General features: G+C 62.5%; 21 protein-coding genes and 1 tRNA gene. 12 read left to right on the top strand and 10 right to left on the bottom strand.

What is annotated here, in order from left to right:
* Positions 1 to 8: 8 nt before the first annotated feature.
* Positions 9 to 632 (top strand): helix-turn-helix domain-containing protein, encoded by a 624-nt coding sequence (locus tag AC2FNL_RS06840; protein WP_222456732.1) that lies wholly within the window; start codon positions 9 to 11, stop codon positions 630 to 632.
* Here the strand turns inward: AC2FNL_RS06840 and AC2FNL_RS06845 are convergent.
* Together AC2FNL_RS06845 and AC2FNL_RS06850 are read right to left on the bottom strand one after the other, a co-directional pair.
* Positions 629 to 856 (bottom strand): hypothetical protein, encoded by a 228-nt coding sequence (locus tag AC2FNL_RS06845; RefSeq protein WP_093962974.1) that lies wholly within the window; start codon positions 854 to 856, stop codon positions 629 to 631. The two genes, AC2FNL_RS06840 and AC2FNL_RS06845, sit on opposite strands and share 4 nt — an antisense overlap.
* A 475-nt stretch (positions 857 to 1,331) precedes the next feature.
* The gene (locus AC2FNL_RS06850) at positions 1,332 to 3,158 is read right to left on the bottom strand and encodes an extracellular solute-binding protein (protein WP_496832915.1); all 1,827 of its coding nucleotides are present in this window, start codon (positions 3,156 to 3,158) and stop codon (positions 1,332 to 1,334) included.
* A 314-nt stretch (positions 3,159 to 3,472) separates the two neighbouring features.
* Here AC2FNL_RS06850 and AC2FNL_RS06855 point away from each other — a divergent pair, with 314 nt between their 5' ends.
* Both AC2FNL_RS06855 and AC2FNL_RS06860 read left to right on the top strand, forming a co-directional pair.
* Positions 3,473 to 4,246 carry a 3-hydroxybutyrate dehydrogenase gene (locus AC2FNL_RS06855; protein ID WP_496832916.1) on the top strand — a complete coding sequence of 258 codons (774 nt, stop codon included), beginning with the start codon at positions 3,473 to 3,475 and terminating at the stop codon, positions 4,244 to 4,246.
* Between the two features lie 28 nt (positions 4,247 to 4,274).
* Entirely contained in the window at positions 4,275 to 5,303 is a 1,029-nt protein-coding gene (locus AC2FNL_RS06860; RefSeq protein ID WP_496832917.1) for a patatin-like phospholipase family protein, read from the top strand.
* On the opposite strand, the gene AC2FNL_RS06865 is transcribed toward AC2FNL_RS06860, so the two are convergent.
* The 3 genes from AC2FNL_RS06865 to AC2FNL_RS06875 all read right to left on the bottom strand — a co-directional run bounded on the left by AC2FNL_RS06865 (position 5,304) and on the right by AC2FNL_RS06875 (position 7,856).
* Positions 5,304 to 5,981: a DUF502 domain-containing protein gene (locus AC2FNL_RS06865; RefSeq protein ID WP_093962217.1), complete on the bottom strand. Its 678-nt coding sequence runs from the start codon at positions 5,979 to 5,981 to the stop codon at positions 5,304 to 5,306.
* 70 nt (positions 5,982 to 6,051) lie between these two features.
* A complete protein-coding gene (locus tag AC2FNL_RS06870) occupies positions 6,052 to 6,966 on the bottom strand; it encodes a pseudouridine-5'-phosphate glycosidase (protein WP_170363365.1) in 915 nt (304 codons plus the stop codon).
* Entirely contained in the window at positions 6,963 to 7,856 is an 894-nt protein-coding gene (locus AC2FNL_RS06875) for a PfkB family carbohydrate kinase (RefSeq protein ID WP_496832918.1), read from the bottom strand. Before AC2FNL_RS06875 ends, AC2FNL_RS06870 begins: the two co-directional genes overlap by 4 nt.
* Before the next feature lie 227 nt (positions 7,857 to 8,083).
* On the opposite strand from AC2FNL_RS06875, the gene AC2FNL_RS06880 reads away from it, so the two are divergent.
* Positions 8,084 to 9,136: a HupE/UreJ family protein gene (locus AC2FNL_RS06880; RefSeq protein WP_496832919.1), complete on the top strand. Its 1,053-nt coding sequence runs from the start codon at positions 8,084 to 8,086 to the stop codon at positions 9,134 to 9,136.
* Here the strand turns inward: AC2FNL_RS06880 and AC2FNL_RS06885 are convergent.
* Positions 9,133 to 9,762 carry a thiamine phosphate synthase gene (locus AC2FNL_RS06885; protein ID WP_496832920.1) on the bottom strand — a complete coding sequence of 210 codons (630 nt, stop codon included), beginning with the start codon at positions 9,760 to 9,762 and terminating at the stop codon, positions 9,133 to 9,135. The genes AC2FNL_RS06880 and AC2FNL_RS06885 overlap by 4 nt on opposite strands.
* A 162-nt stretch (positions 9,763 to 9,924) precedes the next feature.
* On the opposite strand from AC2FNL_RS06885, the gene AC2FNL_RS06890 reads away from it, so the two are divergent.
* Genes AC2FNL_RS06890 through AC2FNL_RS06900 form a run of 3 tightly spaced genes read left to right on the top strand, consistent with a single transcriptional unit; the run spans position 9,925 to position 13,348 of the window.
* Positions 9,925 to 10,668, top strand: coding sequence for an RNA methyltransferase (locus AC2FNL_RS06890; RefSeq protein ID WP_093962212.1), 744 nt, complete (start codon positions 9,925 to 9,927; stop codon positions 10,666 to 10,668).
* A 60-nt stretch (positions 10,669 to 10,728) separates the two neighbouring features.
* Complete coding sequence (gene ctaA, locus AC2FNL_RS06895) at positions 10,729 to 11,874, top strand: heme A synthase (RefSeq protein WP_496832921.1); 1,146 nt, start codon at positions 10,729 to 10,731, stop codon at positions 11,872 to 11,874.
* A gap of 4 nt (positions 11,875 to 11,878) precedes the next feature.
* A complete protein-coding gene (locus AC2FNL_RS06900; RefSeq protein ID WP_496832922.1) occupies positions 11,879 to 13,348 on the top strand; it encodes a carboxypeptidase M32 in 1,470 nt (489 codons plus the stop codon).
* A gap of 38 nt (positions 13,349 to 13,386) precedes the next feature.
* Here AC2FNL_RS06900 and AC2FNL_RS06905 read toward each other — a convergent pair whose 3' ends face one another.
* The 3 genes from AC2FNL_RS06905 to gyrA form a co-directional block, all read right to left on the bottom strand.
* Entirely contained in the window at positions 13,387 to 13,833 is a 447-nt protein-coding gene (locus AC2FNL_RS06905) for a YqfO family protein (RefSeq protein WP_496832923.1), read from the bottom strand.
* A gap of 56 nt (positions 13,834 to 13,889) precedes the next feature.
* Positions 13,890 to 14,615: an ArsR/SmtB family transcription factor gene (locus AC2FNL_RS06910; RefSeq protein WP_496832924.1), complete on the bottom strand. Its 726-nt coding sequence runs from the start codon at positions 14,613 to 14,615 to the stop codon at positions 13,890 to 13,892.
* 138 nt (positions 14,616 to 14,753) lie between these two features.
* A complete protein-coding gene (gene gyrA / locus AC2FNL_RS06915; RefSeq protein ID WP_170366759.1) occupies positions 14,754 to 17,456 on the bottom strand; it encodes a DNA gyrase subunit A in 2,703 nt (900 codons plus the stop codon).
* 224 nt (positions 17,457 to 17,680) lie between these two features.
* Here gyrA and AC2FNL_RS06920 point away from each other — a divergent pair, with 224 nt between their 5' ends.
* From AC2FNL_RS06920 to AC2FNL_RS06940, 5 genes are all read left to right on the top strand, one after another.
* Positions 17,681 to 17,950, top strand: coding sequence for an usg protein (locus AC2FNL_RS06920; RefSeq protein ID WP_093962206.1), 270 nt, complete (start codon positions 17,681 to 17,683; stop codon positions 17,948 to 17,950).
* A 293-nt stretch (positions 17,951 to 18,243) separates the two neighbouring features.
* Complete coding sequence (gene zwf, locus AC2FNL_RS06925; RefSeq protein ID WP_496832925.1) at positions 18,244 to 19,698, top strand: glucose-6-phosphate dehydrogenase; 1,455 nt, start codon at positions 18,244 to 18,246, stop codon at positions 19,696 to 19,698.
* Positions 19,695 to 20,366, top strand: a complete 672-nt coding sequence (gene pgl / locus AC2FNL_RS06930; protein ID WP_093962204.1) for a 6-phosphogluconolactonase — start codon at positions 19,695 to 19,697, stop codon at positions 20,364 to 20,366. The genes zwf and pgl overlap by 4 nt, the downstream gene beginning before the upstream one ends.
* 4 nt (positions 20,367 to 20,370) lie before the next feature.
* Positions 20,371 to 21,981 (top strand): glucose-6-phosphate isomerase, encoded by a 1,611-nt coding sequence (gene pgi / locus AC2FNL_RS06935; protein ID WP_496832926.1) that lies wholly within the window; start codon positions 20,371 to 20,373, stop codon positions 21,979 to 21,981.
* 175 nt (positions 21,982 to 22,156) lie between these two features.
* The gene (locus AC2FNL_RS06940) at positions 22,157 to 23,776 is read left to right on the top strand and encodes a long-chain-fatty-acid--CoA ligase (RefSeq protein ID WP_496832927.1); all 1,620 of its coding nucleotides are present in this window, start codon (positions 22,157 to 22,159) and stop codon (positions 23,774 to 23,776) included.
* A gap of 21 nt (positions 23,777 to 23,797) precedes the next feature.
* Here AC2FNL_RS06940 and AC2FNL_RS06945 read toward each other — a convergent pair.
* A tRNA-Asn gene (locus AC2FNL_RS06945) sits at positions 23,798 to 23,872 on the bottom strand.
* Between the last annotated feature and the right edge of the window lie 213 nt (positions 23,873 to 24,085).

Here is a 24,085-nt window from a genome sequence, read left to right on the forward strand (position 1 = left end):
AATGACGCATGACGAGCAAAGACCACAAATCCATCGTACGCATCGCCCGCGACAACGGTTCCCGCACCGAGCTGGAGCCGGTGGATCTGGGTGCCCGCGTGCGTGAACTGCGCAAGGCACGGAAATGGACCCTCGAGCAGGCGGCGAACCAGGCCGGGTTGGCCCGGTCCACGCTTAGCAAGATCGAGAATGGCCAAATGTCGCCGACCTATGATGCGCTCAAGAAGCTGGCGATCGGGCTCGAAATCTCTGTACCGCAACTGTTCACCCCGCCCGAGCGGGATCAAGTGATCGGTCGCATGGCAGTGACCAGGATGGGTGAAGGCACCGCGCACGCCACCACGACCTACGAGCACGAGTTGCTGGCCGAAACGCTGACCAAGAAGCAGATGCTGCCCTATCGGGCCCGTGTGCGCGCCCGGTCAATGGACGAGTTCGACGGCTGGGTGCGTCACGATGGCGAAGAATTCCTGTATGTGCTGACCGGCGTGATCCGCCTGTACACCGAATTTTATGAACCGGTTGAGATGCGTCGGGGCGACAGCGCCTACTACGACGGCAGCATGGGGCACAACGTGATCTCGGTAAGCGATGAGGACGCGACCATCCTGTGGGTCACGTCGCTGGCCTAACGCCGGGCTAGCTCGCGGTTCAGGCCTTCGGTGTAAAGGAAATCCTCGACCTCTTCATGGGCCTCGTTCACCGTCAGGTGGTGCCGCTCGGCCAGATAGGCCTCAAAGCGTTTCCTGTCCGTCCTCACGCGCGCCATATCCTGATCGCGCAGGTTCGGAAAACGGCGCTTGGCACGTGCGTAGGACGCGCTCCAGTCTTGTGTCAAATCAGTCCAGTTCAACATCTGCGAGCCTTCCGTGGTTCGGGTTTCAGGACTGCTCTTCCCCAGACCAGCGTACGGAGCGCGCAGCCCGCGCGAAGACATGACAAAATGTCGCAGGTCAGGGCGCTGGAAAATCAAAGCGGTTTTTCACGCCGTGCTCGGCTCGTTTTCCCACTCCCTGTCGGTTTTGGCGATCGTTCAAATTCTCGCACTCTGGACTGCGTGGAATACAGGGCTTTGATCTATCTAAGAAATCTTTTTTCGGTGCGGGTGTCCGTTGCGTCGATCGTCACTTGGATTGCGAGATGTCGTGGTGACAAGCGCTCCACCCGCAACAAGTAGTCAGGTGCTCTAGAAATAGCGGGCAGCGGGATGGTTCGATCGCCCTTTGGTGTTTGGTCACATGTGCCGAAAATTGCCGACGCCCGCGCGGCGTCCGATCCGTGAAGTGCATCTCTTGAAATGGGCAGGGGCACAAGCCCCTGCCGGTTGCCTGCTACTCCTCGTACCACCAGACGTCGGGCATGAACTGCGGTCCGTCACCATAGATTGGCAGGATCTGAGGATGCTTCATTTCCTTCACATGGGCGATGCGGCCAACGTCAAAGCTCCAGATCGGAATGACATACCGTCCGGCGGTCAAGACCCTATCCAGCGCGCGGGTGGCGGCCACGAAATCCTCACGGCTTTCCGAGGCCAGCATCGCATCGATCAGCCCATCCACTGCCGGAGAGGTGACCCCCATCAGGTTGCGTGTCCCCGGAGCATCCGCGCCTTCGCTGCCCCAGTAGAGGCGTTGCTCGTTGCCCGGCGACAGCGACAGCGCGCGGCGGAACGGGGTCATGTCGAAATCCAGCTCGGACACCCGCTGGGTGTATTGTGCGTCATCCACCTTATCGACGGTCAGCTCGATCCCCAGCCGTTCCAGCGCGCGGGCATACATCTCGGCGATCGCATCCACGTTCTGAACCACATTCAAGCTTCCCTGACTGATGACGAGGGTTATCTTGAGCGGCTCTCCCGCTGCGTTCTTCAGCACGCCGTCCTGGATTGTCCATCCGGCTTGCTCCAGCAGATCAGCGGCCTTGCGGATGTCCTTTCGGTTGCGAACCGAGTCGTCGCCCTCGGGCAGAACATACCCTTCCAGAGTTCCCGGCGGCAGATCAGCCGCGTAGGGCTGCAGCATCTCAGCCACCCGACCGGTTGCCGGGCCGGGCTGCATCGCCAGTTCAGACCCCGAGAAATACGAGGTGATCCGAGGCTGAGCCCCGCCTGTGATCGTGCCGTTGATGAATTCAAAGTTGAACGCAAGGGTCAGTGCCTCGCGCACGCGCCAATCGTCAAAAGGCGCTTTGCGCGTGTTCATGACCAGACCTGTCATGCCCGAGGGCTTTTTGTGCGGGATCTCGGTTTTGATGACATCGCCGCGCTGAACGGCCGGGAAATCGTATTGCGTGGCCCATTTGTCGGCGTTGAACTCGCGGACGGCCGACAGCGCGCCGGCCTTGAAGGCCTCGAACAGCACCGTCTGGTCGCCGTAGAACTCCAACCGCATCTCGTCGAAATTCATGGTGCCCCGGCGGAACGGCACATCGTTGCCCCAATAATCCGGATTGCGTTTGAGGTTCACGAAACGCCCGGCCTCGTAGTCATCGATGACATAGGGGCCGGTGCCGATCGGGACATCTTGCAGCGCTGCCTCGGCGAAATCCTTTCCCTCCCATTGGGCCTTCTTGAGGATCGGCCGCAGGCCAGCGATCAGGGCGAGCTCGCGGTCTGGCTCGTTGAAGATGATCCGGACCGAGCGTGGTCCGGTCTGCTGAATGCTGTCGATCTTGGACCACAGACCGCGATAGCGCAGATGCCCCTGCGTTCCGAGGGTCTCGTAGGACCAGATCACATCGTCAACCGTGACCGGCGATCCGTCAGAGAATCGGGCATTCTCGCGCAGGGTGAATTCGACCCAGGATCGGTCCGGCGCGGTGTCGATTGATTCGGCCAAAAGCCCGTAAAGAGTGAAAGGTTCGTCCCAGGAACGGCCCATCAACCCCTCGTGCGTCCAAAATCTTAGCTGCCACGGGGCGGTGCCTTTTTGCACAAACGGGTTGAGACTGTTATAGCCGCCGGTGTTGCCGAACACGACCTTGCCGCCCTTGGGCGCGTCGGGGTTGGCGTAAGGCAGCGACACAAAATCCGGTGGTAGGGCCGGGTCTCCATACATAGCTATGCCATGGGTCGATTCTGCTTGCGCTAACGTGGCGACAACCGAGGCAGCGATTCCCGCGATCAGCGGGCGGATGGGACGGAGAATATCGGGGCTCATTTTGGAAACAATCCTGCTCTGGCCTTATTTTGTTGGGATTCACCGTACCGATGATTTTTCTTATTATCAAACTTTTAGCTTGGATGACGGCGCGGAATTGCTTATAAAGGTTCCACTGCTCGATAGGTTTCTTGCCTGTATGAAACCTGCCTCAATAACTTAACGCCCGCTTCGTGCGGGCGTTTTTTTCTGCCTCGAGCTCCGGGATTCCAGCCTATAAATCGACCGTATCCGCAACCGGGTCTTTCCCCGTTTATTTTGCAGGTGCAGCATGGCACTGTGTCTCCAAATCATGAGTCTGTGGGAGACCCCAAATGAACCTGTCGGGAAAAACAGCAATCATCACCGGATCGAACTCGGGCATCGGGTTGGGCATTGCGCGCGAATTGGCCAAGGCGGGGGCCGATGTGGTTCTGAACTCGTTCACCGACCGCGATGAAGATCACGCGCTTGCGGCCGAGATCGGCAAGGAAACCGGAACCAACGCGCGCTACATCAAGGCCGACATGTCCAAGGGCGAGGAATGCCGGGCGTTGATCGAACAGGCCGGAGCCTGCGATATCCTGGTCAACAACGCAGGCATTCAGCACGTGGCACCGATCGACCAGTTTCCGGTCGAAAAATGGGACGCGATCATCGCCATCAACATGAACTCGGCCTTCCACACTATGGCGGCGGCGCTGCCGATGATGCGCAAGGCCGGGTGGGGGCGGATCGTCAACATCGCCTCGGCGCATGGGCTGACGGCGTCGCCGTACAAGGCGGCCTATGTGGCGGCCAAGCACGGGGTCGTCGGCATGACTAAGACCGTTGCGCTGGAAACCGCGCAGGAGCCGATCACATGCAACGCCATCTGTCCGGGCTATGTGTTGACGCCGCTGGTCGAGGCGCAGATCCCGGACACGATGAAGGAATACAACATGAGCCGCGAGGACGTGATCAAGAACGTCATGCTCGAACGGCAACCCTCGAAAGAGTTCGCGACCGTCGAACAACTGGGTGGAACCACTGTGTTCCTGTGCTCGGACGCGGCGGCCCAGATCACCGGCACCACGATCTCGGTCGACGGCGGCTGGACCGCGCTGTGATCCGCGGCACGCACCAGGGCCGGCGGACATGGTAAAGCGCATCAATCTTGCCCTGCAGGGCGGCGGCGCGCATGGCGCCTTTACCTGGGGCGTGCTGGACCGTCTGCTGGACGAAGAAGACATCGAAGTTGCGGCGATCACCGGGACCTCGGCCGGGGCGCTGAACGGGGCTGCGTTCAAGGCCGGCATGGTCCATGCCGGTCGTGATGGCGCGCGCGAGACGCTGAACGCCCTGTGGGAGAGGATGGGCGCGGTGGGCGACATGCGCATCGCCAACTGGCTGGCCGGGATGGAACCCGCCCAGATCGCGCAGGCGATGGAGTATTCCTTGCCGTTCTCGGTAGCCGATACCTGGTCGCGGATGGTGTCGCCCTATGCCTATGGGCCGTTCTACCGCAATCCGCTGGCCCCGGTGGTCGAGGCGTTTGATTTTGGCGAGGTCTGCGCCGATCAGGGGCCGCGCCTGTTCGTCTGCGCCACCTGCGTGCGCAGCGGCAAGATCCGGGTGTTCACGGGCGATGAGGTGACGACTGACGCGATCCTCGCCTCGGCCTGCCTGCCGAACCTGTTTCAGGCGGTTGAAATCCACGAGCCCGAAACCGACCGGACCGAAGCCTATTGGGATGGCGGCTATACCGGCAACCCGGCGCTGTTTCCGCTGTTCAACGCGGGCCTGCCCGAAGATGTGGTGATCGTGAACATCAATCCGCTGGAGCGCGACGAGGTTCCCAAGACCCCGCAGCAGATTCAGAATCGGATCAACGAGATCAGCTTCAATTCGTCCCTTCTGCGCGAGTTGCGGGCGATCAACTTCGTGCAGCGCCTGCTGGCCGATGGCAAACTGCAGGCGGGCGAGATGAGCCGGGTCTTCGTGCACATGATTGCCGATGACGCCCTGATGAACAGCCTGTCGGTGGCGACCAAGACGGTGCCCAACCCGGTGGTTCTGCACAGCCTGAAACAGGCCGGACGGGCCGCGGCCGACCGGTTTCTGGCCGATCACAAGCCCGATCTGGGAGTGCGCAGCACCGTTGATTTGCCCGCGATGTTCGGCTGATCACTCGGGCGGCTGGGTTGGGTCTTTCTGGTTCGGATAGACCAGCCCGGCCGAGATCACTAGCTTGGCGGCATCCTCGATCGACATGTCCAGCAGGATTACGTCTTCCTCGGGGAAGAACAGCAGAAAACCCGAAGTCGGGTTCGGCGTGGTTGGGATGAACACGCTCAGCAGACCGCCGCCGGTTTCGGCGCGTTTGTTGATCTCGCCTTTGGCCTCGGTCGAGACAAAGCCGATGGCCCAGATGCCGCGGCGAGGATACTGCACCAGGCAGGCCTTCTCGAACGACCGCTCGGTCTGGGCAAAGACGGTTTCCGAGATCTGCTTGATCCCGGAATAGATCGACCGGACGACGGGCATCCGGTTGACCAGGCTTTCGGCAAAATGGATCAGTGACCGGCCCAGGATACCTTTGGCGATCCAGCCGACCAGAACCGTGAAGATCAGGAAGAACAGGACGCCCACGCCGCGCAGGTTGATACCCACATATTGTTCGGGCCGGAACTGGTGCGGGATCAGGGGCAGGACCGCGCTGTCGATCCAGCCGACTACCGACAGGATCAGCCACAGCGTCAGCCAGACCGGTGCGATGACGACGATACCCGTCAGAAACGACGCGCGTAGCCGCGACAGCAGGCCGGGGCGGCGGTGGGGTTCTTCATCAAACGGTGTGTTCATCGCGGTTCCGAGCGGTTTGCCGGACTAGTTAATCAGTCCGGCGCCTTGGTACAATAGGTCCGTTTGACGCTTAGTCAGCCTGAGCCTTCAATGCCTTGGCTATGCCAGCCGCAAGGCGCGCATTGTTGCGCACCAGGGCGATGTTGGCGATCAGGGATCGGCCCTCGGTCCGCTCGTAGATGCGCTGCAGAAGATAGGGCGTGACGGCCTTGCCGGTAATGCGATGCGCTTCGGCGTCCTGCTGGGCCGAGGCGATGATCGGGTCAAGTTCCTCGGACGGGATCTGATCGGCCAGCGGGATCGGGTTGGCCACCAGCTGCCCGCCCGGCAGACCCAGAGCGCGGCGCGTCGCATGGGCCTTGGCGATCTGCTCGGCTGTGTCCATCCGCAGGGGCGCGGCAAAGGGCGACTTGGCCGACCAGAAGGCTGGGAATTCATCCTGCCCATGGGCGATGACCGGCACGCCCAGTGTCTCAAGCACTTCGAGCGTTTTGGCCAGATCGAGGATGGCCTTGGCCCCGGCAGCCACGACCGTGACCGGCGTCTGCGCCAGTTCGTGCAGGTCGGCCGAGATGTCAAAGCTGGTTTCCGCGCCGCGATGCACCCCGCCGATGCCGCCGGTGGCAAAGACCTGGATCCCCGCGAAATGGGCGGCGATCATCGTGGCGGCAACGGTGGTGGCCCCGGTCCCGCCCGAAGCGATGCAGGCTGCCATATCCGCGCGCGAAATCTTGGCCACGCCCTGCGCCTGTCCCAGATCCTTCAGCTGATCGGGTTCCAGCCCTACGTGCAGCCGACCGTCTATCACCGCGATCGTGGCCGGAACGGCGCCCGCGTCGCGGATGTCCTGCTCGACCTGGGCCGCCACCTCGATGTTCTGCGGGTAGGGCATGCCGTGGGTGATGATGGTGCTTTCCAAGGCAACGATGGGGGTTCCGTCGTCCTTGGCCGCGCGGACTTCGGCGGAATACTGGATGTCGATCACAGGGGGGTCTCTCCGGATACATAGGTTGCGGCGGCATGCAAGGCGCGGGTCAGCGCCTCGTCAATGCTGGCGCCATTGGCTTCGGCGGCGATATGGGCCGCCATGAACGTGTCGCCCGCACCGGTCACGCGCGTGACCAGAACCGACGGGGGTTTCTGGGTGATCACCGCCTGGGCACTGGCCACGGTGGCCGAGTTGCCCCCGTCGGTCACCAGCGCGCGCAGCGCGCCCCGCTCCAGCAGCGCACGGGCGGCGGATTCGGAATCGGCGAACTCGCGCTGGCACAGCAGCCCGGCTTCTTCGAGGTTCACGTACAGCGTGGCCCGGCCGTGCTTGAGGAAGGGCGACAGCCGTTCGGCCTTGCCGGGCGAGGCCGGGGCCACGCGCAGGTCGGCACGGGCGAAGGCCGGGCTGACGGCGATTTCTTCCAGAAGGTCCAGCGTCAGGTTGCCGTCCAGCGCGATCTGCCCTTCGAACGGGGTGTTTTCATACCCCAGCGGGCCATGGATCAGCGGGCGCAGGATCTTGGCGCCGGCGGCCTCGAGCGAATGGGCATCGGCGATGGCAGCAATCAGGCCGTTTGCGCCTTCGACCGCCATGTAACGGTCGGTGGGCAGGTCCTGCGAGCGGTAGACATGTGTCGTGTCCATGCCCAGCCGCTTGCAGGCATGAACCAGCTCGTCGCCTTCGGGGTCGCTGCCGATTGCGGTCAGCAGGGTCGGGGTCATGCCAAAGCGCACAAGCGTCATGGCGATGTTCATCGCCACGCCACCGGGCAGGCGCGTGATGCGGCCGGGCACGTCCGACCCTTGCCGCATGTGGCTGGCGGATCGTCCGATCACGTCCCACAGGACGGATCCGATACACAGGATGTCGCTGTTCTGAGTCATTTCCTCGTCATGCCGCAGGCGCAGGGCGCGCGCAAGCCGGAAGCTGCGCGGGCTGGGTCCACGTCGGCGATTTGGCTTGCCAATTGTTTGGAAGGACGAAACACTCGGACACAGTGTTTTTTGGTTCTTTTGGATATTTTCGGATGGGTCTCAATATCCGTTTGCTGACCTTCCTGCGGTTTCGCGCCTGGATCATTGCGCCATTGCTGGCATGTATTTTTTTGGCAATGCCAGCATGGGCGCAACAGAGCGGACGAACAATCGTTGACTTTCAGGTTCGGGACGGTCGGCTTCTGGTCGAAATCGCTCTGAACGCCGAGGCCGTTCTGTCCGGGGTCGATCCGCAAGAGGTCGCGAAGGGCGGCGACGGCGGGAGCGCGCAATACGCGCAGTTGCGCCGTCTGGTCTCTTCCGAGCTTGAGGAACACGTCCACGATTTTGTGACGAATTGGAAGCAATCCTTGCAGATCGACGTGAACGGGCCGGTTGCGTTGTCCTATGAAGGCGCAAGTATTCCGGTGGTCGGCAATCCTGACGTGCCGCGGATTTCCCGAGTGCTGTTGGCCGGTCCTCTGCCGCCTGATGCAAGCAGCCTGCGCCTGACCTGGCCCGAAGGGATCGGCCCCGTGGTTCTGCGCCAGCAAGGGGTCGAGGCGCCCTATACCGGGTTTCTGAGCGGCGGCGAGGTCAGTCCTCGCATTCCCTTGGCAGGCGGGGCCGGGCTGGGTGCCCAGCAAGCGGCCGAGGCTTTTTTCCGGGCCGGGCTGTTGCATGTTGCGGGAGCGGGGGCACAGCTTCTGGCGCTGGCCTCGGCTCTGGTTTTCTTGTCACTGAAGCTGCGCCCGGTCCTTGTTCAGCTTGCCGCGCTTGGGCTGGCCGTTCTGGTGACGCTGCCGCTTGGGATGTTCGACGTGTTGAGTGCGAGGCCGTTCCTGCCGTGGCCGGTCGTGCCGGCGGCCATCGCCTTGTTGGCGCTTGGGAACCTCGTCACCGACCGGTTGGGGCTCTGGCGAGTGCTGTTCCTTTTGGCGACCGGTGCGGTCCTTGGCCTGACCCTGTCAGAAACATCGTCGCGCTTGGGTGTGCCGCCGCACCATGTCGCGCCGGCGGTGCTGGGTTTTGCCGCTGGCATCCTGTTGGCGCTGAGCGGTGTCGCGATCCTGATCCTGACCACCCTGACCGTGCTCTTGCCGGATTCGCCCAGACTGCGCGGCCGTATTTCCACGGTGGCTTCGCTGTTGTTGGCGGGCTTGGGGCTATACTGGGCGGTTATGTCCTAACCGCCGGTTTTCACCGGCGCGATCAGCGTGTTCAGCGCGCTTAGCGGGTCCTCTGCCGTCCAGATCTCGTCTCCGATACCGAAGAAGTCGGTGCATTCAGCCAGTTCGGCAACCAGTTCCGGTGTCAGGCCGCCTTCGGCGACAACCGGAACCTCGATCATCTCGGACCACCATTGGAACAGATCATGCTCGGCACGGCTCCCTTTGCCCAACGAGACGTCCCCCACGGGTCCGAAGGCCACATAGTCAGCGCCGGCTTCGCCCGCGGTCATCCCGTCATGGCGCGAGGTCCCGCAGAAGCTGCCGACGATGGCATCCGCGCCCAGCTCTTTGCGCGCGGCCCGGACCGAGCGGGCTGCATCGTCCAGATGCACCCCGTCCAGCCCCAGCCGTTGCGCCAGCAGGACATGGTTCGAGATCACCAGCGCCACGTCGCGCGCATGGGCCACCTCGCGGCAGGCGTCGGCCGCGCGGGCGATGGCGTCCTCGTCACTGCCGGCCAGCGCCAGCCGGATGCAGGCGATCTCGGTCCCGTCCAGAACGCGGGCCAGCCGGTCAGGGAAGGTGGCCGGGTCGATGGTCGGCGGGGTGATCAGATAGATCTGAGGCTGCTCGGGGGTGTCCATTGGCGGATCCTTCGCGGTTGGTCTTTGGCGCGGTTTAGCCGATTGCGGCGGCGAAGCAAACTTTATTGCCCGCTGACCGCGCGATTTGCAATCGGGCAGGGCGGCCGGGCTTGCCCTGTGCCAGCGGCGGCAGTATGGCAGGCGCAACTTTCGGAGATCAGAATGCCCAGCGACAGACCCCAGCCATCATTCGTGCTTGTCCGCCCACAGATGGGCGAAAACATCGGTGCCGCGGCGCGGGCGATGTGGAATTTCGGTCTGGACCGGATGCGCATCGTCGCCCCGCGCGACGGCTGGCCCAACCCCAAGGCTGTGGCCATGTCGAGCGGTGCCGGGCGGCTGCTGGATGAGGCGCAGCTGTTCGACGATCTGGCCGGCGCGTTGGGCGACCGCACATACGTCTTTGCCACCACCGCCCGTCAGCGCGGCCTGACCAAACCCGTCTACAGCCCCGAGCGCGCCATGCAGATCGCAGCCCAAAAGGTGGCGGCGGGCGAAAAGGTGGCCGTGCTGTTCGGGCCTGAGCGGGCCGGGTTGGAGAATGAAGACATCGCCAAGGCCAATGCGATCATCTCGGTGCCGGTGAACCCCGAATATGCCTCGCTGAACCTAGGGCAGTGCGTGTTGCTGACCGCCTATGAGTGGATGCGCCAGACCGGCGACGTGGTGCACGAGGCCACCGATCTGGGCAAAGGCGACTGGGCCACGGGCATCGAGGTCGAAAAACTGGTCGAGCATTACGAGCAGCGGCTGGACGAGGCCGGGTTCTTCTACCCGCCGGAAAAGGCCGAAGGGATGAAGGTGAACCTGCGCAACCTGTGGTCGCGCATGCGCATGACGCGGGCGGATGTGCAGATGCTGCACGGGATCATGCGTCAGATGGTCCGCTGGAAGGACAAGGGCTGAGGCTGGACCTTCCCGGGCACTGGCCCTAGCTTGCGGGAAAATCAAGGACATGAGGACGGCATGAGCGGCAAGCGCAGCATCTTCGAAGAAGTCTCGGGTGAACAAAAGCAGGAAACGGTCCAGCCCGGCATGATCGACCGTGGCCGGGGTGGCGCACGCAAGGCCATCCGTGTCTGGCTGATGATCCTGTTCGCGCTTGTCGTCGTGATGATCGCGGTGGGCGGGTTGACCCGCCTGACCGACAGCGGCCTGTCGATCACCGAATGGCGACCGGTCACCGGGGCGATCCCGCCGATGTCCGAGGCGGACTGGCAGGCCGAGTTCGACAAGTACAAACAGATCGACCAGTGGCGGATCATGAACCAGTGGATGGAGGTGGATGACTTCAAGACCATCTACTGGTGGGAATGGGGCCACCGGCAGCTGGGCCGGGTGATCGGTCTTGTCTGGGCGCTTGGCTTCTTTGGCTTTCTGGTGCTGCGCAAGATCCCCGCAGGCTGGACCGGGCGCCTTGCGATCCCCGGACTGCTGGGCGGCGTTCAGGGCGCCGTCGGTTGGTGGATGGTGGCTTCGGGCGTGACGCAGGGCGAGGGGATGACCGCGGTTGCCAGTTATCGTCTGGCCACCCATCTTGGCCTCGCGTTCGTGATCCTCGGCTTTCTGGCCTGGTACATCTTCATGCTGGGGCGCGAGGAACGCGACCTGATGCAGGCTCGCCGCGCGAAAGAGGCGCGGCTGTTCTCGCTGTCGACCGGGCTGCTGCACTTTGCCTTTCTGCAGATTCTGATCGGCGCATTGGTGGCGGGCATCGACGCCGGTCGGTCCTATACCGACTGGCCGCTGATTGGCGGGCAGGTGCTACCGCCGGACGCCACCGCGCTTGAACCGATGTGGCGCAACTTCTTTGAAAGCCCGGGGTTGGTGCAGTTCATCCACCGCTGCGTGGGCTATATACTTTTCGCCTTCGGCATCTTCGTCTGGCGGCGCGGCAGCAGCAGTGCCCACCCGCAGACCCGGTTCGCTTTCAACGCCATGTTCGCGGCGCTGTCGCTGCAGGTGGTCGTGGGCATCCTCACTGTGGTCTATGGCGCGCCCTGGCAGATCGCCATCTTCCACCAGTTCATGGCCGTGGTCGTCTGGACCCTGATCCTGCGCGCCCGGTTCCTGACCGCTTATCCCATCGCAACCTCGCTGCGCGGAGCTTGACCCAATGACTGCATTCAACGACCTGATGGCCTTTCAGCGGGAAACCTCGGCACTGGCACAGATCGCCGGGCGTCTGGGCTGGGACCAGGAGACTGTCATGCCGCGCGGGGCCGCCAACCAGCGCGCCGAGGAGATGGCCGCGATCGAAGCCGTCCTGCATGCGCGCCGTTCGGATCCGCGCGTGGCCGCGTGGCTGGAGAATGCCCATGCCGACACCGAGGTGGGCCAGGCGCAGCTGCGCGAAATCCGCCGCACTTACAAGCGCACGGTCAAGGTGCCCGCTGATCTGGCCACGGCTATCGCCCGCGTGACCTCGGCCGCGCAGGGCAAGTGGGCACAGGCCCGCGCCGACGAGGATGTTGCCGCGTTTCTTCCGGTTCTGGAGGAAGTCGTGGCTCTGCGGCGTGAGGAAGGGGCGGCTCTGGCGCAAGGCGGCGATGTCTATGACGCGCTGGTCGAGGATTACGAACCCTACACGACCGCTGCCCAGATCGGTGCGATCTTCGACGCCATGCGCCCACGCCTGGTTGCGCTGCGCGCGGCTGTGCTGGACCGGCCGTCCCCGGCGGGGGTGACCGGCACGTTCGACGAAGTGGCGCAGATGAAGCTGACGCAAAAGCTGGCCGGGACCTTTGGCTACGACCTGAACCGCGGTCGGGTGGACAAGGCGGTGCACCCGTTCAGTTCGGGCAGCGGCGATGACGTGCGGATCACTACCCGCACCAGCGAAACCGACCCGTTCAACTGTTTCTATTCGACCATCCATGAGGTCGGGCACGCCTGCTATGAGCAGGGCATAAATCCGGCTTACGCTCTGACTCCGCTGGGTGAGGGCGTTTCGATGGGTGTCCATGAAAGTCAGAGCCGCATCTATGAAAATCAGCTGGGCCGCTCGCGCGCCTTCACGGGCTGGCTGTTCCGGCAGATGACGGACACCTTCGGTGATTTCGGCATCGCGGATGAAGATACCTTCTATGCCGCCGTCAACCGGGTGCACAACGGATACATCCGCACCGAAGCGGACGAGGTTCAGTACAATCTGCACGTCATGCTGCGGTTCGATTTGGAACGCGCACTTATGTCGGGCGATCTGCAGGTGCAGGACCTCGAGGCCGCGTGGAACGACCGCTTCCATGCCGATTTCGGCTATGCGGTCGACAAGCCGTCGAACGGGTGTCTACAGGACGTGCACTGGTCGGTTGGCCTGTTTGGCTACTTCCCGACCTATTCGCTGGGCAATGTGTACGCAGGCTGTCTGTATCAGGCTCTGCGGGCGGCAGTTCCAAGCCTGGATGATCAACTGGCACAGGGCGATACCGCCGCTGCAACCGGATGGCTGCGCGAGCATGTTCAGCAGCATGGCGGTCTGTATGCCCCACGCGATGTCATCCGCCGCGCCAGCGGCATGGAGCCCGGGCCCGAGCCGTTGTTGGCTTATCTCGAAGACAAATTCGGCACGCTCTACGGTCTTTGACCTGGAAAGACGACCGCTATGGGTATGATAGGGGTCATCTAGCCGCGGTGTGCATCAGGGACCCAGTCTTCCGGAGGCCGATTCCAGAACCGGTTCGGGTTGTCTTCGTCATGCCCGCGGATGTGCAGCGTTCGAAAACACGGGTGCAGAAAGATCACTGGTTCTTCATAGGGATGGGCCGCGTAGATTGCGCGCAGCACGGCCGAACGCGCGCCGTTCGATACATCCAGAAAGAACGAGACTTCGACACAGGGAACATCGACCGTGTCGCAGGTGACGGCATTGCGTCCGGTCCCGAGTGACCGAAAGCTCTGAGTTCCGGGCGTCGACCGGAAGGTGACGCGATCATAATCGCCATAAACAAGGTTGGCTTCCGCCAGAACAGCATCAACCACCGCCTGCGCACGGTCCTCGGGAACCTGAACGATCAGGCGCCAACCTTCGTCTGTCAGATATCGTTCGGTGTCCTGTGGTTTTTGGGTCATTCCAGTCTCCTAACCAAGCAACTTCAGAATGACCGGGTTTGCACCTCAAGTGTGACTTATCGCTTCGCCATCGACCGAACTGACGACCCGAGGCAATCAAGCGCGGAGTCCGAAAGGCCGAAATGGCGAGTCAGTGCGATCTTGCCGTCCGGCGTGATGGTAAGGGCGCGACTGGACCTTTGGCGCGCCAACCATTTGTCTTTCAGAGCTTTTTCCAGAATCGCGATTCCCAAGGGACCTGAGATGTGATTTCGGCGTTCCGTCCAGTCCAGACAGAATTTGGCGACCGGCCGGTGAGCGCTGACCCGCGGTGGGTCCAGGTCGAGATCGGTCAGAAACGCGTGATATCGCGGACCCGGCGCCAGTGCCCCATGTGCCAGCTGCAGAACACCCGTATCCAGCAGGTTGTCCGTGATCCACACACCGAGACGCCCGGCAAGATGGTTATAGCAGCAACGGGCCAACAGGACGCCCGATTCCGGTTTCGCGGCCCGCCGGACATGATCGCTGGGAGTTAGCGTCGACAGCTTTTCCAAAGCCGATGCGACCTGTTCGTTTGCGATCCGGTGATAGACATGCCTACCGCTGCGCGTCGAAGTGGTCAGTCCGGCCTGCTCCAACTGCTTGAGATGGGCCGTCGCAGTTGGTGGCGTTATGTTGGCAGCGCAGGACAACTCCTTGTTGGTGAACGCCCGACCGTCCATCAGTTCGCACAGGATGCGTGCACGGGTTGGGTCGGCGAGGGCGGCGCCGATGATGTCCAGTCTGGGTTCGGGTCTCATTGGATGAGCCTAACGCAAAACCCGGCTTGACCCCAGAAAGAACGCTTCGACATTCGCCGAAACGAAAAGGAGCGGCTGCTGTTGCAAAGCCGCTCCGTCGTCGTTGAGGTGAGAGCCGCCGATCTGCGGCGGCCATCCTTACGTTTCGCTATCGTCTTCCTCGTCACCCTGGTCTGCGATCCAGGCGACGCTGACGACTTCCTCGCCTTTGCCGGTGTTGAACACCTTGACCCCGCCCGCGCTGCGGGACCGGAACGAGATACCGTCGACCGGAACCCGGATCGACTGCCCCTTGGACGTGGCCAGCATGATCTGATCGTCGATTTCGACGGGGAACGAGGCCACCAGTGGGCCACCCCGCATCGCCTTGTCCATCGCCATCACGCCCATTCCACCGCGGCCGCGCACTGGGTAGTCATGCGACGAGCTGAGCTTGCCCGACCCGCCGGCCGTTATGGTCAGGATCAGGTTTTCCGCCGCAGACATCTCGGCATAACGCTCCTGAGGCAGGATGCTGTCTGCGTTGCCTTCGTCTTCGTCGGTTTCGGTCTCTTCGGTGACGCCTGCCATCAGACGGCGCATCTTCAGGTAGGCGGCGCGCTCGTCTGCCGTGGCCTCGAAGTGGCGAATGACGGACATCGAGACGACCCGATCGCCATTCGTCAACTTGATGCCGCGCACACCGGTCGACTTGCGGCCCTTGAACACGCGCACGGCAGTGGTCGGGAAGCGGATCGCCCGGCCGGAGTTGGTGACCAGCATCACGTCGTCATCCTCGGAACAGATGCGCGCGTTGACCAGTTCCACACCCTCGGGTAGATCCATCGCGATCTTGCCGTTGCGCTTGACGTTGGTGAAATCGCTCAGCGCGTTCCGGCGCACGTCGCCGGCGCTGGTGGCGAAGACGATCTGCAGGTTTTCCCATTCCTCGTCCGGCACATCGACTGGCATGATCGCCGCAATCGAAACGCCGGTGGGAATCGGCAGGATGTTGACGATGGCCTTGCCCTTTCCGGTGCGACCCGACTGGGGCAGGCGCCATGTCTTGAGCTTGTAGACCATCCCATCGGTGGTGAAGAACAGCAGTTGCGTATGCGTGTTCGCCACGAACAGATTGGTGACAACGTCCTCTTCCTTGGTCTGCATCCCTGACAGGCCCTTGCCGCCGCGCTTCTGCGCGCGGAAGTCGGCCAGCGGCGTACGCTTGATGTAGCCGCCCGAGGTCACGGTCACGACCATGTCCTCGCGTTCGATCAGATCTTCGTCTTCCATATCGCCGGACCAATCGACGATTTCCGTGCGGCGCGGCACTGCGAACTGCTCTCGAACCTCGCGAAGTTCGTCGGCGATGATGCTCATGATCCGCTCGCGCGAGGACAGAATGTCTAGGTATTCCTTGATCTTGGCGGCCAGGTCTTCCAGCTCGTCCGTCACCTCTTTGACACCAATCTGGGTCAGGCGTTGCAAGCGCAGATCAAGGATGGCGCGGGCCTGAACCTCGGTCAGGTTGTAGGTGCCGTCGTCGTTCATCTTGGACAGCGGATCGTCGATCAGCCGCAGATAGCTCTCGATCTCGGCTGCGGGCCAGCGGCGGGTCATCAGCTTTTCGCGCGCCTCGGCCGCGTCGGCCGAGGACCGGATCGTGGCAACGACCTCGTCCACGTTCGAGACCGCCACGGCCAGACCGCACAGGATATGGCTGCGTTCCCGCGCCTTGCGCAGGTCGTATGCGGTGCGGCGGGCAACAACATCTTCGCGGAAGTCGATGAAGCTGGTCAGGAACCGGCGCAGGGTCAGCTGCTCGGGGCGGCCGCCGTTCAGCGCCAGCATGTTGCAGCCGAACGAGGTCTGCATCGGCGTGAACCGGTACAGCTGGTTCAGCACCACCTCGGGTGTTGCGTCGCGCTTCAGCTCGACCACCACCCGGACGCCGTTGCGGTCGGATTCGTCCTGAACATGGCTGACGCCTTCGATGCGCTTTTCACGCACGGCTTCGGCGATCTTCTCGATCATCGAGGCTTTGTTCACCTGATAGGGGATTTCATCCACGATGATGGCATAGCGGTCCTTGCGCAACTCCTCGACGCGGGTCTTGGCGCGGATGATGACGCTGCCGCGGCCCTCCAGATACGCCTTGCGCGCGCCGGACCGGCCTAGCATCACGCCGCCCGTTGGGAAATCGGGGCCGGGGATGTATTCGATCAGCTGTTCGCTGGTCAGGTCCGGATCGTCGATCAGCGCCAGCGTCGCGTCGACCACTTCGCCCAGGTTGTGCGGCGGGATGTTGGTGGCCATGCCCACCGCGATACCGCCGGCGCCGTTGACCAGCATGTTCGGGAACCGCGCGGGCAGGACGGTGGGTTCCTTGTCCTTGCCGTCGTAGTTGTCCTGGAAATCGACCGTCTCTTTCTCGATATCGGCCAGCAGGGCGGCGGCGGGCTTGTCCATGCGGACCTCGGTGTAGCGCATGGCCGCCGGGTTGTCGCCGTCCATCGAGCCGAAGTTGCCCTGACCATCCAGCAGCGGCAGCGACATCGAGAAATCCTGCGCCATCCGCACCAGCGCGTCATAGATGGCGCTGTCACCGTGCGGGTGGTATTTACCCATCACGTCGCCCACGGGACGGGCCGATTTGCGGTAAGCTTTGTCATGGGTGTTCCCGGTCTCGTGCATCGCATAGAGGATGCGCCGATGCACCGGTTTCAAGCCGTCGCGCAGATCGGGGATCGCACGGGACACGATGACCGACATGGCATAGTCCAGATAGGACGTGCGCATCTCGGATTCGATGGATACCGTCGGGCCGTCGTAAACCGGGCGCTCGGGCGGGGTTTCATCCATGTTTTCGGGGATTTCTGGCGTATCGCTCACGTAAACTGCCCGTTTATTGTGCTGGGTCTATATCTTGTGGATGCATCTTATCAGACCCGGCACATAGGGTGCAAGCAAGCAACCCGGAAGTGGCCAGAAACCGCGGTGTTTTTCGGGTAACACATTGTTTTAATACGGATTGAAAAGGAATCATGTTACCCTGAAGGGACCTTTGAGGAAATCTGGAGGTCTGAATGGAGAAAAACGAAACCGAATTGATGCTGAAGGGGTATGGCCTGACAACGGCTGAAATCTTCTATCGCATGCCGGATTACATCCATGTTCTGAACACGTTCATCTGGCAGGATTACGACTTGGCGCCGGATCATCCCAAGCTGTTCAATTTCATCGAGTTCTGGCAGCGCGAAATCGAGGGGCCGCTGCATTCGGTGCGCTTTACCCACCGCAAGATGATCGCGCCCGGAGAATGGCGAAATGTCGTCGGAGAATACCGGCTGAACTAGTGTATCGGCCAGGTCGCGCTCAAGGCCAATGCGCCTTGATCCGGCCGATGGATCATCGAATGAATGCCGACCTGCGTTTCGGCGCAGGTTACTCACTCTCATAATTTCAAAACACAACCTGATCTTGGCACTCCGTTGACGGCGGACGCGCTGAGCGGTTGAATAATCTTGTGCGTTTCGGTCGCGGTTCGGCGCGGCGCACACGATTGGTACAGATTGGAAAACCAGAGAAAGTCCACGATGTGATTGCGCTAACATTGGACATGCCGGCGATGGCGCGTTAAGGACGGCTTATGGTTTCTCGCGTTATACCCGTCGACCCATTTGATCTGGTCATTTTTGGTGGCACCGGGGATCTGGCGCAGCGCAAGATTTTGCCTGCCTTGTTTCGCCGTTATTGCGCGGGACAGTGGAATGACGATGTTCGGATAATTGCCGCAGCAAGATCCGCGCATGACCAGCCGGGCTATCGCGCGATCGTGGCCGAGTCACTGGCCCAGCACGCACCTCCTCAAGCGGCGGATCCGGGCAATCTTGATGGGTTCCTGAACCGGCTGCAGTATCTGCGCTTGGACGCCAGTTCTGATGATGGGTGGGAAAAACTTTCGGGGCAGTTGACGGATTCGCGGATCCGCGCCTTTTATTTCTCGGTCGGACCCGGATTGTTCGCCCCGTTGGCGGAGAAAATCCGCCAGCACGGCCTGGCAAACGAGCAGACGAGGATCGTCGTCGAAAAGCCGTTCGGTCACGACCTGGACAGCGCGCGGGCGTTGAATGCCACGCTGGCCTCATATTTTAGCGAAAACCAAATCTACCGGATCGATCATTACCTGGGCAAGGAAACCGTCCAGAACCTGATGGCCGTCCGGTTCGGCAACATGCTGTTCGAGCCGCTGTGGAACAGCCAGTATGTCGACCATATCCAGATCACCGTCGCCGAGACCGTCGGCGTGGATGGTCGCGAAGAGTATTACGAGCGCGCGGGGGCCATGCGCGACATGGTGCAAAACCATCTGATGCAGCTGTTGTGCCTGATCGCGATGGAACCGCCCGCCAAGTTCGATTCGGACGCCGTGCGCGATGAAAAGCTCAAGGTAATCCGCGCGCTGGACCCGGTGCAGCCGCACCACATCGTGCGTGGGCAGTATTCGGGTGGTCCCGACGGGCCGGGCTACCGCGAAGCGGTGGGCAATCCGCGCTCGACCACCGAAAGCTATGTGGCGCTGCGGGCGCATGTCAGCAATTGGCGGTGGGCGGGGACTCCGTTTTACCTGCGCACCGGCAAGCGGCTGGTGGCAAGGTCCTCGGTCATCAACGTGATTTTCAAGGACGCCCCGCACTCGATCTTCGGGGCCGAGGCCGGGCGGCATGCAAACACGCTGTCGATTCGCCTGCAACCGAACGAAGGCATCACGCTGAAGGTCACGATCAAAGAGCCGGGGCAAGGCGGCATGCGCCTGATCGACGTCCCGTTGGATATGAGCTTTGCCGAAGCGCTCGGGCCCGGAAACCAGGAAGCGCCGGATGCTTATGAGCGTTTGGTGATGGACGTGATCCGGGGCAACCAAACCCTGTTCATGCGCGGAGACGAGGTCGAGGCCGCTTGGGCCTGGACCGACCCGATCATTGCGGGGTGGCAGGCGCGCGGCGACGTGCCAAAACCCTATGACAGCGGCAGTACCGGTCCCGGCGACGCCGAACTGCTGATGAAACGCGACGGTCGCCATTGGCAAGGGATCAAGCCATGAAGATTCAGGAATATGCCGACAGGGACATGCTGGCCATTGATGTTGCCAACGTTCTGGCCGGAGAGTTGGAGGCCGCGCTGCTGCACAACGATGTCGTGGCTTTTGCGGTTCCCGGCGGCACCACGCCCGGACCGATCTTCGACAGCCTGTGCGCCGCGGACCTTGAATGGGAGCGTGTCCGTGTGCTGCCCACCGACGAGCGCTGCGTCCCGGCAGACAGTGACCGGTCGAACGAACGCCTGATCCGCGACCGACTTCTGACCAATCGAGCGGCGGCGGCGGACTATGTCCCGCTCTATATTCCCGGCAAGACGCCCGAAGAGGTTCTGCCCCAAATCGAAGCTCTGATCGAGCCGCTGCGCCCGTTGGCGGTGCTGGTTCTTGGAATGGGCGACGACATGCATACGGCCTCGTTGTTTCCGGGGATGGAGGGGCTGGCGCAGGCATTGGCCAGCAATGCACCGGCGTTGGCCGTTGCTCGCCCGCAGACGCAGCCCGAGACGCGCATCACCCTGACGGGTCCGGTTCTGGATGGCGCCCTTTCCAAACACCTGGTCATCTATGGTGAAAAAAAGCGCGCAGCGCTTGAGCGTGCCATGAGCCTGCCGCCCGAGGAGGCGCCAATTGCGGCAGTCTTGGATGGAATGACGGTACACTGGGCGGATTGATCTCATGCAACTGGACACTCTCAGAACTCTAGCGGCCAAAGGCGCGGACACCCGAATCCTCGATCTGTTCGCGCAAGATCCCGGCCGGGCGCAGAGCTTCTCGGCCTCGACCGGCGATTTGCTGTTCGACTATTCGAAAACCCTGATTGACGCGGATATCCGCTCGGCGCTGATCGACCTGTGCGATCAGGCCGGTCTGGCCGGGCGGCGCGACGCGATGTTCCGGGGTGACAAGATCAACGAGACCGAGGGCCGCGCGGTGCTGCACACGGCGCTGCGCAATCTGGATGGCGGCCCGGTCGAGGTTGATGGCCAGGACGTGATGCCCGACGTTTTGGACACCCTGCAGCGCATGCGCGTGTTCGCCGAAGAGGTCCGGGGCGGAACGGCCCAGGGGGCCGGGGGCAGCTTTACCGACGTGGTGAATATCGGCATCGGCGGTTCGGACCTTGGGCCGGTGATGGCGACGCTGGCGCTGGCGCCCTATCACGACGGGCCGCGCCTGCACTATGTCTCGAACGTGGATGGCGCGCATATCGCCGACACACTGCGAGAGCTGGACCCGACGCGGACGCTGGTGATCGTGGCGTCCAAGACCTTTACCACCATCGAAACCATGACCAACGCGCGGACGGCGCGGGCCTGGATGCTGGACGGCGGGGGCGACCCGGCGCGGCAGTTTGCGGCCGTGTCCAGCGCTGTGGACAAGACGGCGGACTTCGGCATCCCGTCTGACCGCGTGTTCGGCTTTGCCGATTGGGTCGGCGGGCGCTATTCGGTCTGGGGTCCGGTTGGGCTTCCGGTGATGATCGCGGTGGGCTCGAACGCCTTTGACGCGTTCCTGCGCGGCGGGCAGGCGATGGACGTGCATTTCCGCGCCGCGGACTGGGCCGAGAACATGCCGGTGATGCTGGCGCTGGTGGGCATCTGGCACCGTCAGGTGCTGGGCCATGCCAGCCGCGCGGTGCTGCCCTATGATCAACGGCTGCTGCGGTTGCCGGCCTATTTCCAGCAGCTCGAGATGGAATCGAACGGCAAATCGGTGGCTATGGACGGCTCGGCGCTGAGCGTGCCTTCGGGGCCCGTGGTCTGGGGTGAACCCGGCACCAACGGGCAGCACGCGTTTTACCAGCTGATCCATCAGGGCACCGACGTGATCCCTTGCGAATTCATGGTGGCCGCCGAAGGGCACGAGCCCGAGCTGGCCCATCACCACCGTCTGCTGCTGGCAAACTGCCTGGCCCAGTCCGAGGCGTTGATGCGCGGCCGGTCGTTGGAGGAAGCGCGGGCGCGCATGGCCGAGAAGGGCCTGCAGGGCGACGAGTTGGAGCGTCAGGCCCGGCATCGCGTGTTCCCGGGCAACCGGCCCTCGACCACGCTGATCTATCCGCAGCTGACGCCCTTCGTTCTGGGGCAGATCATCGCGCTCTATGAGCACCGGGTGTTCGTCGAAGGCGTGCTGTTGGGCATCAACTCGTTCGACCAGTGGGGGGTGGAGCTGGGCAAGGAGCTGGCCACCTCGCTGGGGCCGATCGTCGATGGCGATGCGGGCACCGAGGGCAAGGACGGCTCGACCGCCGCACTCGTGGCCTATGCGCTGCGGCACCGGAGCTGAAGCCCTGCAAATCTGACGACCTGCCGCTGCGGCAGGTCGCATTCTTTTATTGTCAGACAATTAAATGATTGGCAGGATCGGCCCCGAGGAGAAGCCCCGGGGCCGGCCATGTCGCCGTGCCGCTGGGCCGCAACAGACGCCGCATCAAGGCGGCGCGATGAATGGGAGGATGTCCATGCTGGGACAGATGATGACGCAACCGTTGTTGATTTCGTCACTGATCGATCATGCTGCGCGCTATCATGGTCAGACCGAGATCGTGTCGGTCGAAACCGACGGAACCGTCACTCGGACGAACTGGGGCGAGATCGGCGCCAACGCCCGGCGCATGGGGTCGGCGCTGACCAAGCTGGGCCTGCAGCCGCAGGATCGGATCGGCACCCTGGCCTGGAACAACCGCCGGCATCTTGAGATCTACTATGCGGCCTCGGGCGCAGGATTCGTCTGCCACACGATCAACCCGCGCCTGTTCCCCGAACAGCTGGTTTACATCATCAACCACGCGCAGGACCGGGTGCTGTTCTTCGACGCCACCTTCCTCCCGCTGGTTGCCGCGATCCGCGATCAACTGATCGAGGTGAAGCATTTTGTCCTGATGGGACCGCGCAACGAGGACGCTCTGCAGCAGATCCCGGGCCTGGAATTCTATGACGAGTTGATCGAGACCGGCGACGCCGATTTCGAATGGCCCGTCTTCGATGAAAACACGGCCTCGAGCCTGTGCTATACCTCGGGCACGACCGGTCACCCCAAGGGGGTTCTGTATTCGCACCGTTCGACCGTTCTGCACAGCTTTGCCTCGAACACCCGCGACGTCATCGGGTATTCGGCGATGGATGTGGTGATGCCGGTGGTGCCCATGTTCCATGTCAACGCCTGGGGATCACCCTATGGCTGTGCCATGTCCGGTGCGCAGATGGTGCTGCCCGGACCGGACCTGCATGGCGAGGCGCTGGTGAACCTGATCGACACCTATGGCGTGACGCTGGCGATGGGGGTTCCCACGATCTGGCAGGGACTGCTGGCCCACGCCGCCAAATGCGGCACCAAGCTGGAAAGCCTCGAACGTACGGTGATCGGCGGTGCGGCGTGCCCGCCCTCGATGATCGAGACCTTCCGGGAAAAATACGGCGTCGACACCGTGCATGCTTGGGGGATGAGCGAAATGAGCCCGCTGGGCACCGCCAACATTCCGCTGGCCAAGCATCGCAAGCTGCCGATCGAGGAACAGCACAAACTGCGCGAGAATCAGGGTCGTCCGCCTTTTGGGGTCGAGCTGAAGATCGTCGATGACGACGGCAACGACCTGCCGCATGACGGGGTCACGCAGGGCGACCTGATGGTGCGCGGACACTGGGTGTTGGACAGCTATTTCCAGTTGCAGGATCAAGAGCTTCTGCAGGATGGCTGGTTCGCCACCGGCGACGTGGCCACGCTGGATCCCGATGGCTATATGACCATCCGCGACCGCTCCAAGGACATCATCAAGTCGGGCGGTGAATGGATCAGCTCGGTCGAGCTTGAAAACATCGCCGTAGCGCACCCGAGATTGAGCACCGCAGCCGTGATCGGCGTGCCACATCCCAAATGGGACGAACGCCCGCTGCTAGTGGCCGTCAAGGCCGAGGGCGAAGACCCGTCCGAGGCCGAGCTGCTGGGGTTTTTTGACGGCAAGATCGCCAAGTGGCAGGTGCCGGACAAAGTGGTCTTCGTCGAGGCACTGCCGTTGAACGCCACGGGCAAGGTTTTGAAACGCAAACTGCGTGATGAGTTCAAGGATGCCTTGGCAGGTTAACGCTTGATTTCTTGGGATTTTTGGCTCCGGCGGTAGGGATCGAACCTACGACCAATTGATTAACAGTCAACTGCTCTACCGCTGAGCTACGCCGGAACGGTGCGCGCCGTATAGCAACCCGGTCCGGCGGCGTCCAGAGGAAGATGCGACATTTTTTAGTCGATTTTCGGATTGCCCAAATACCGAGAAATGCGCGCCAAACTATGTAATTTGAAAGTGTCTTCAGAGGGGGTTTTGGCTCCGGCGGTAGGGATCGAACCTACGACCAATTGATTAACAGTCAACTGCTCTACCGCTGAGCTACGCCGG

This window comes from Ruegeria sp. CRTD044 (assembly GCF_059613485.1).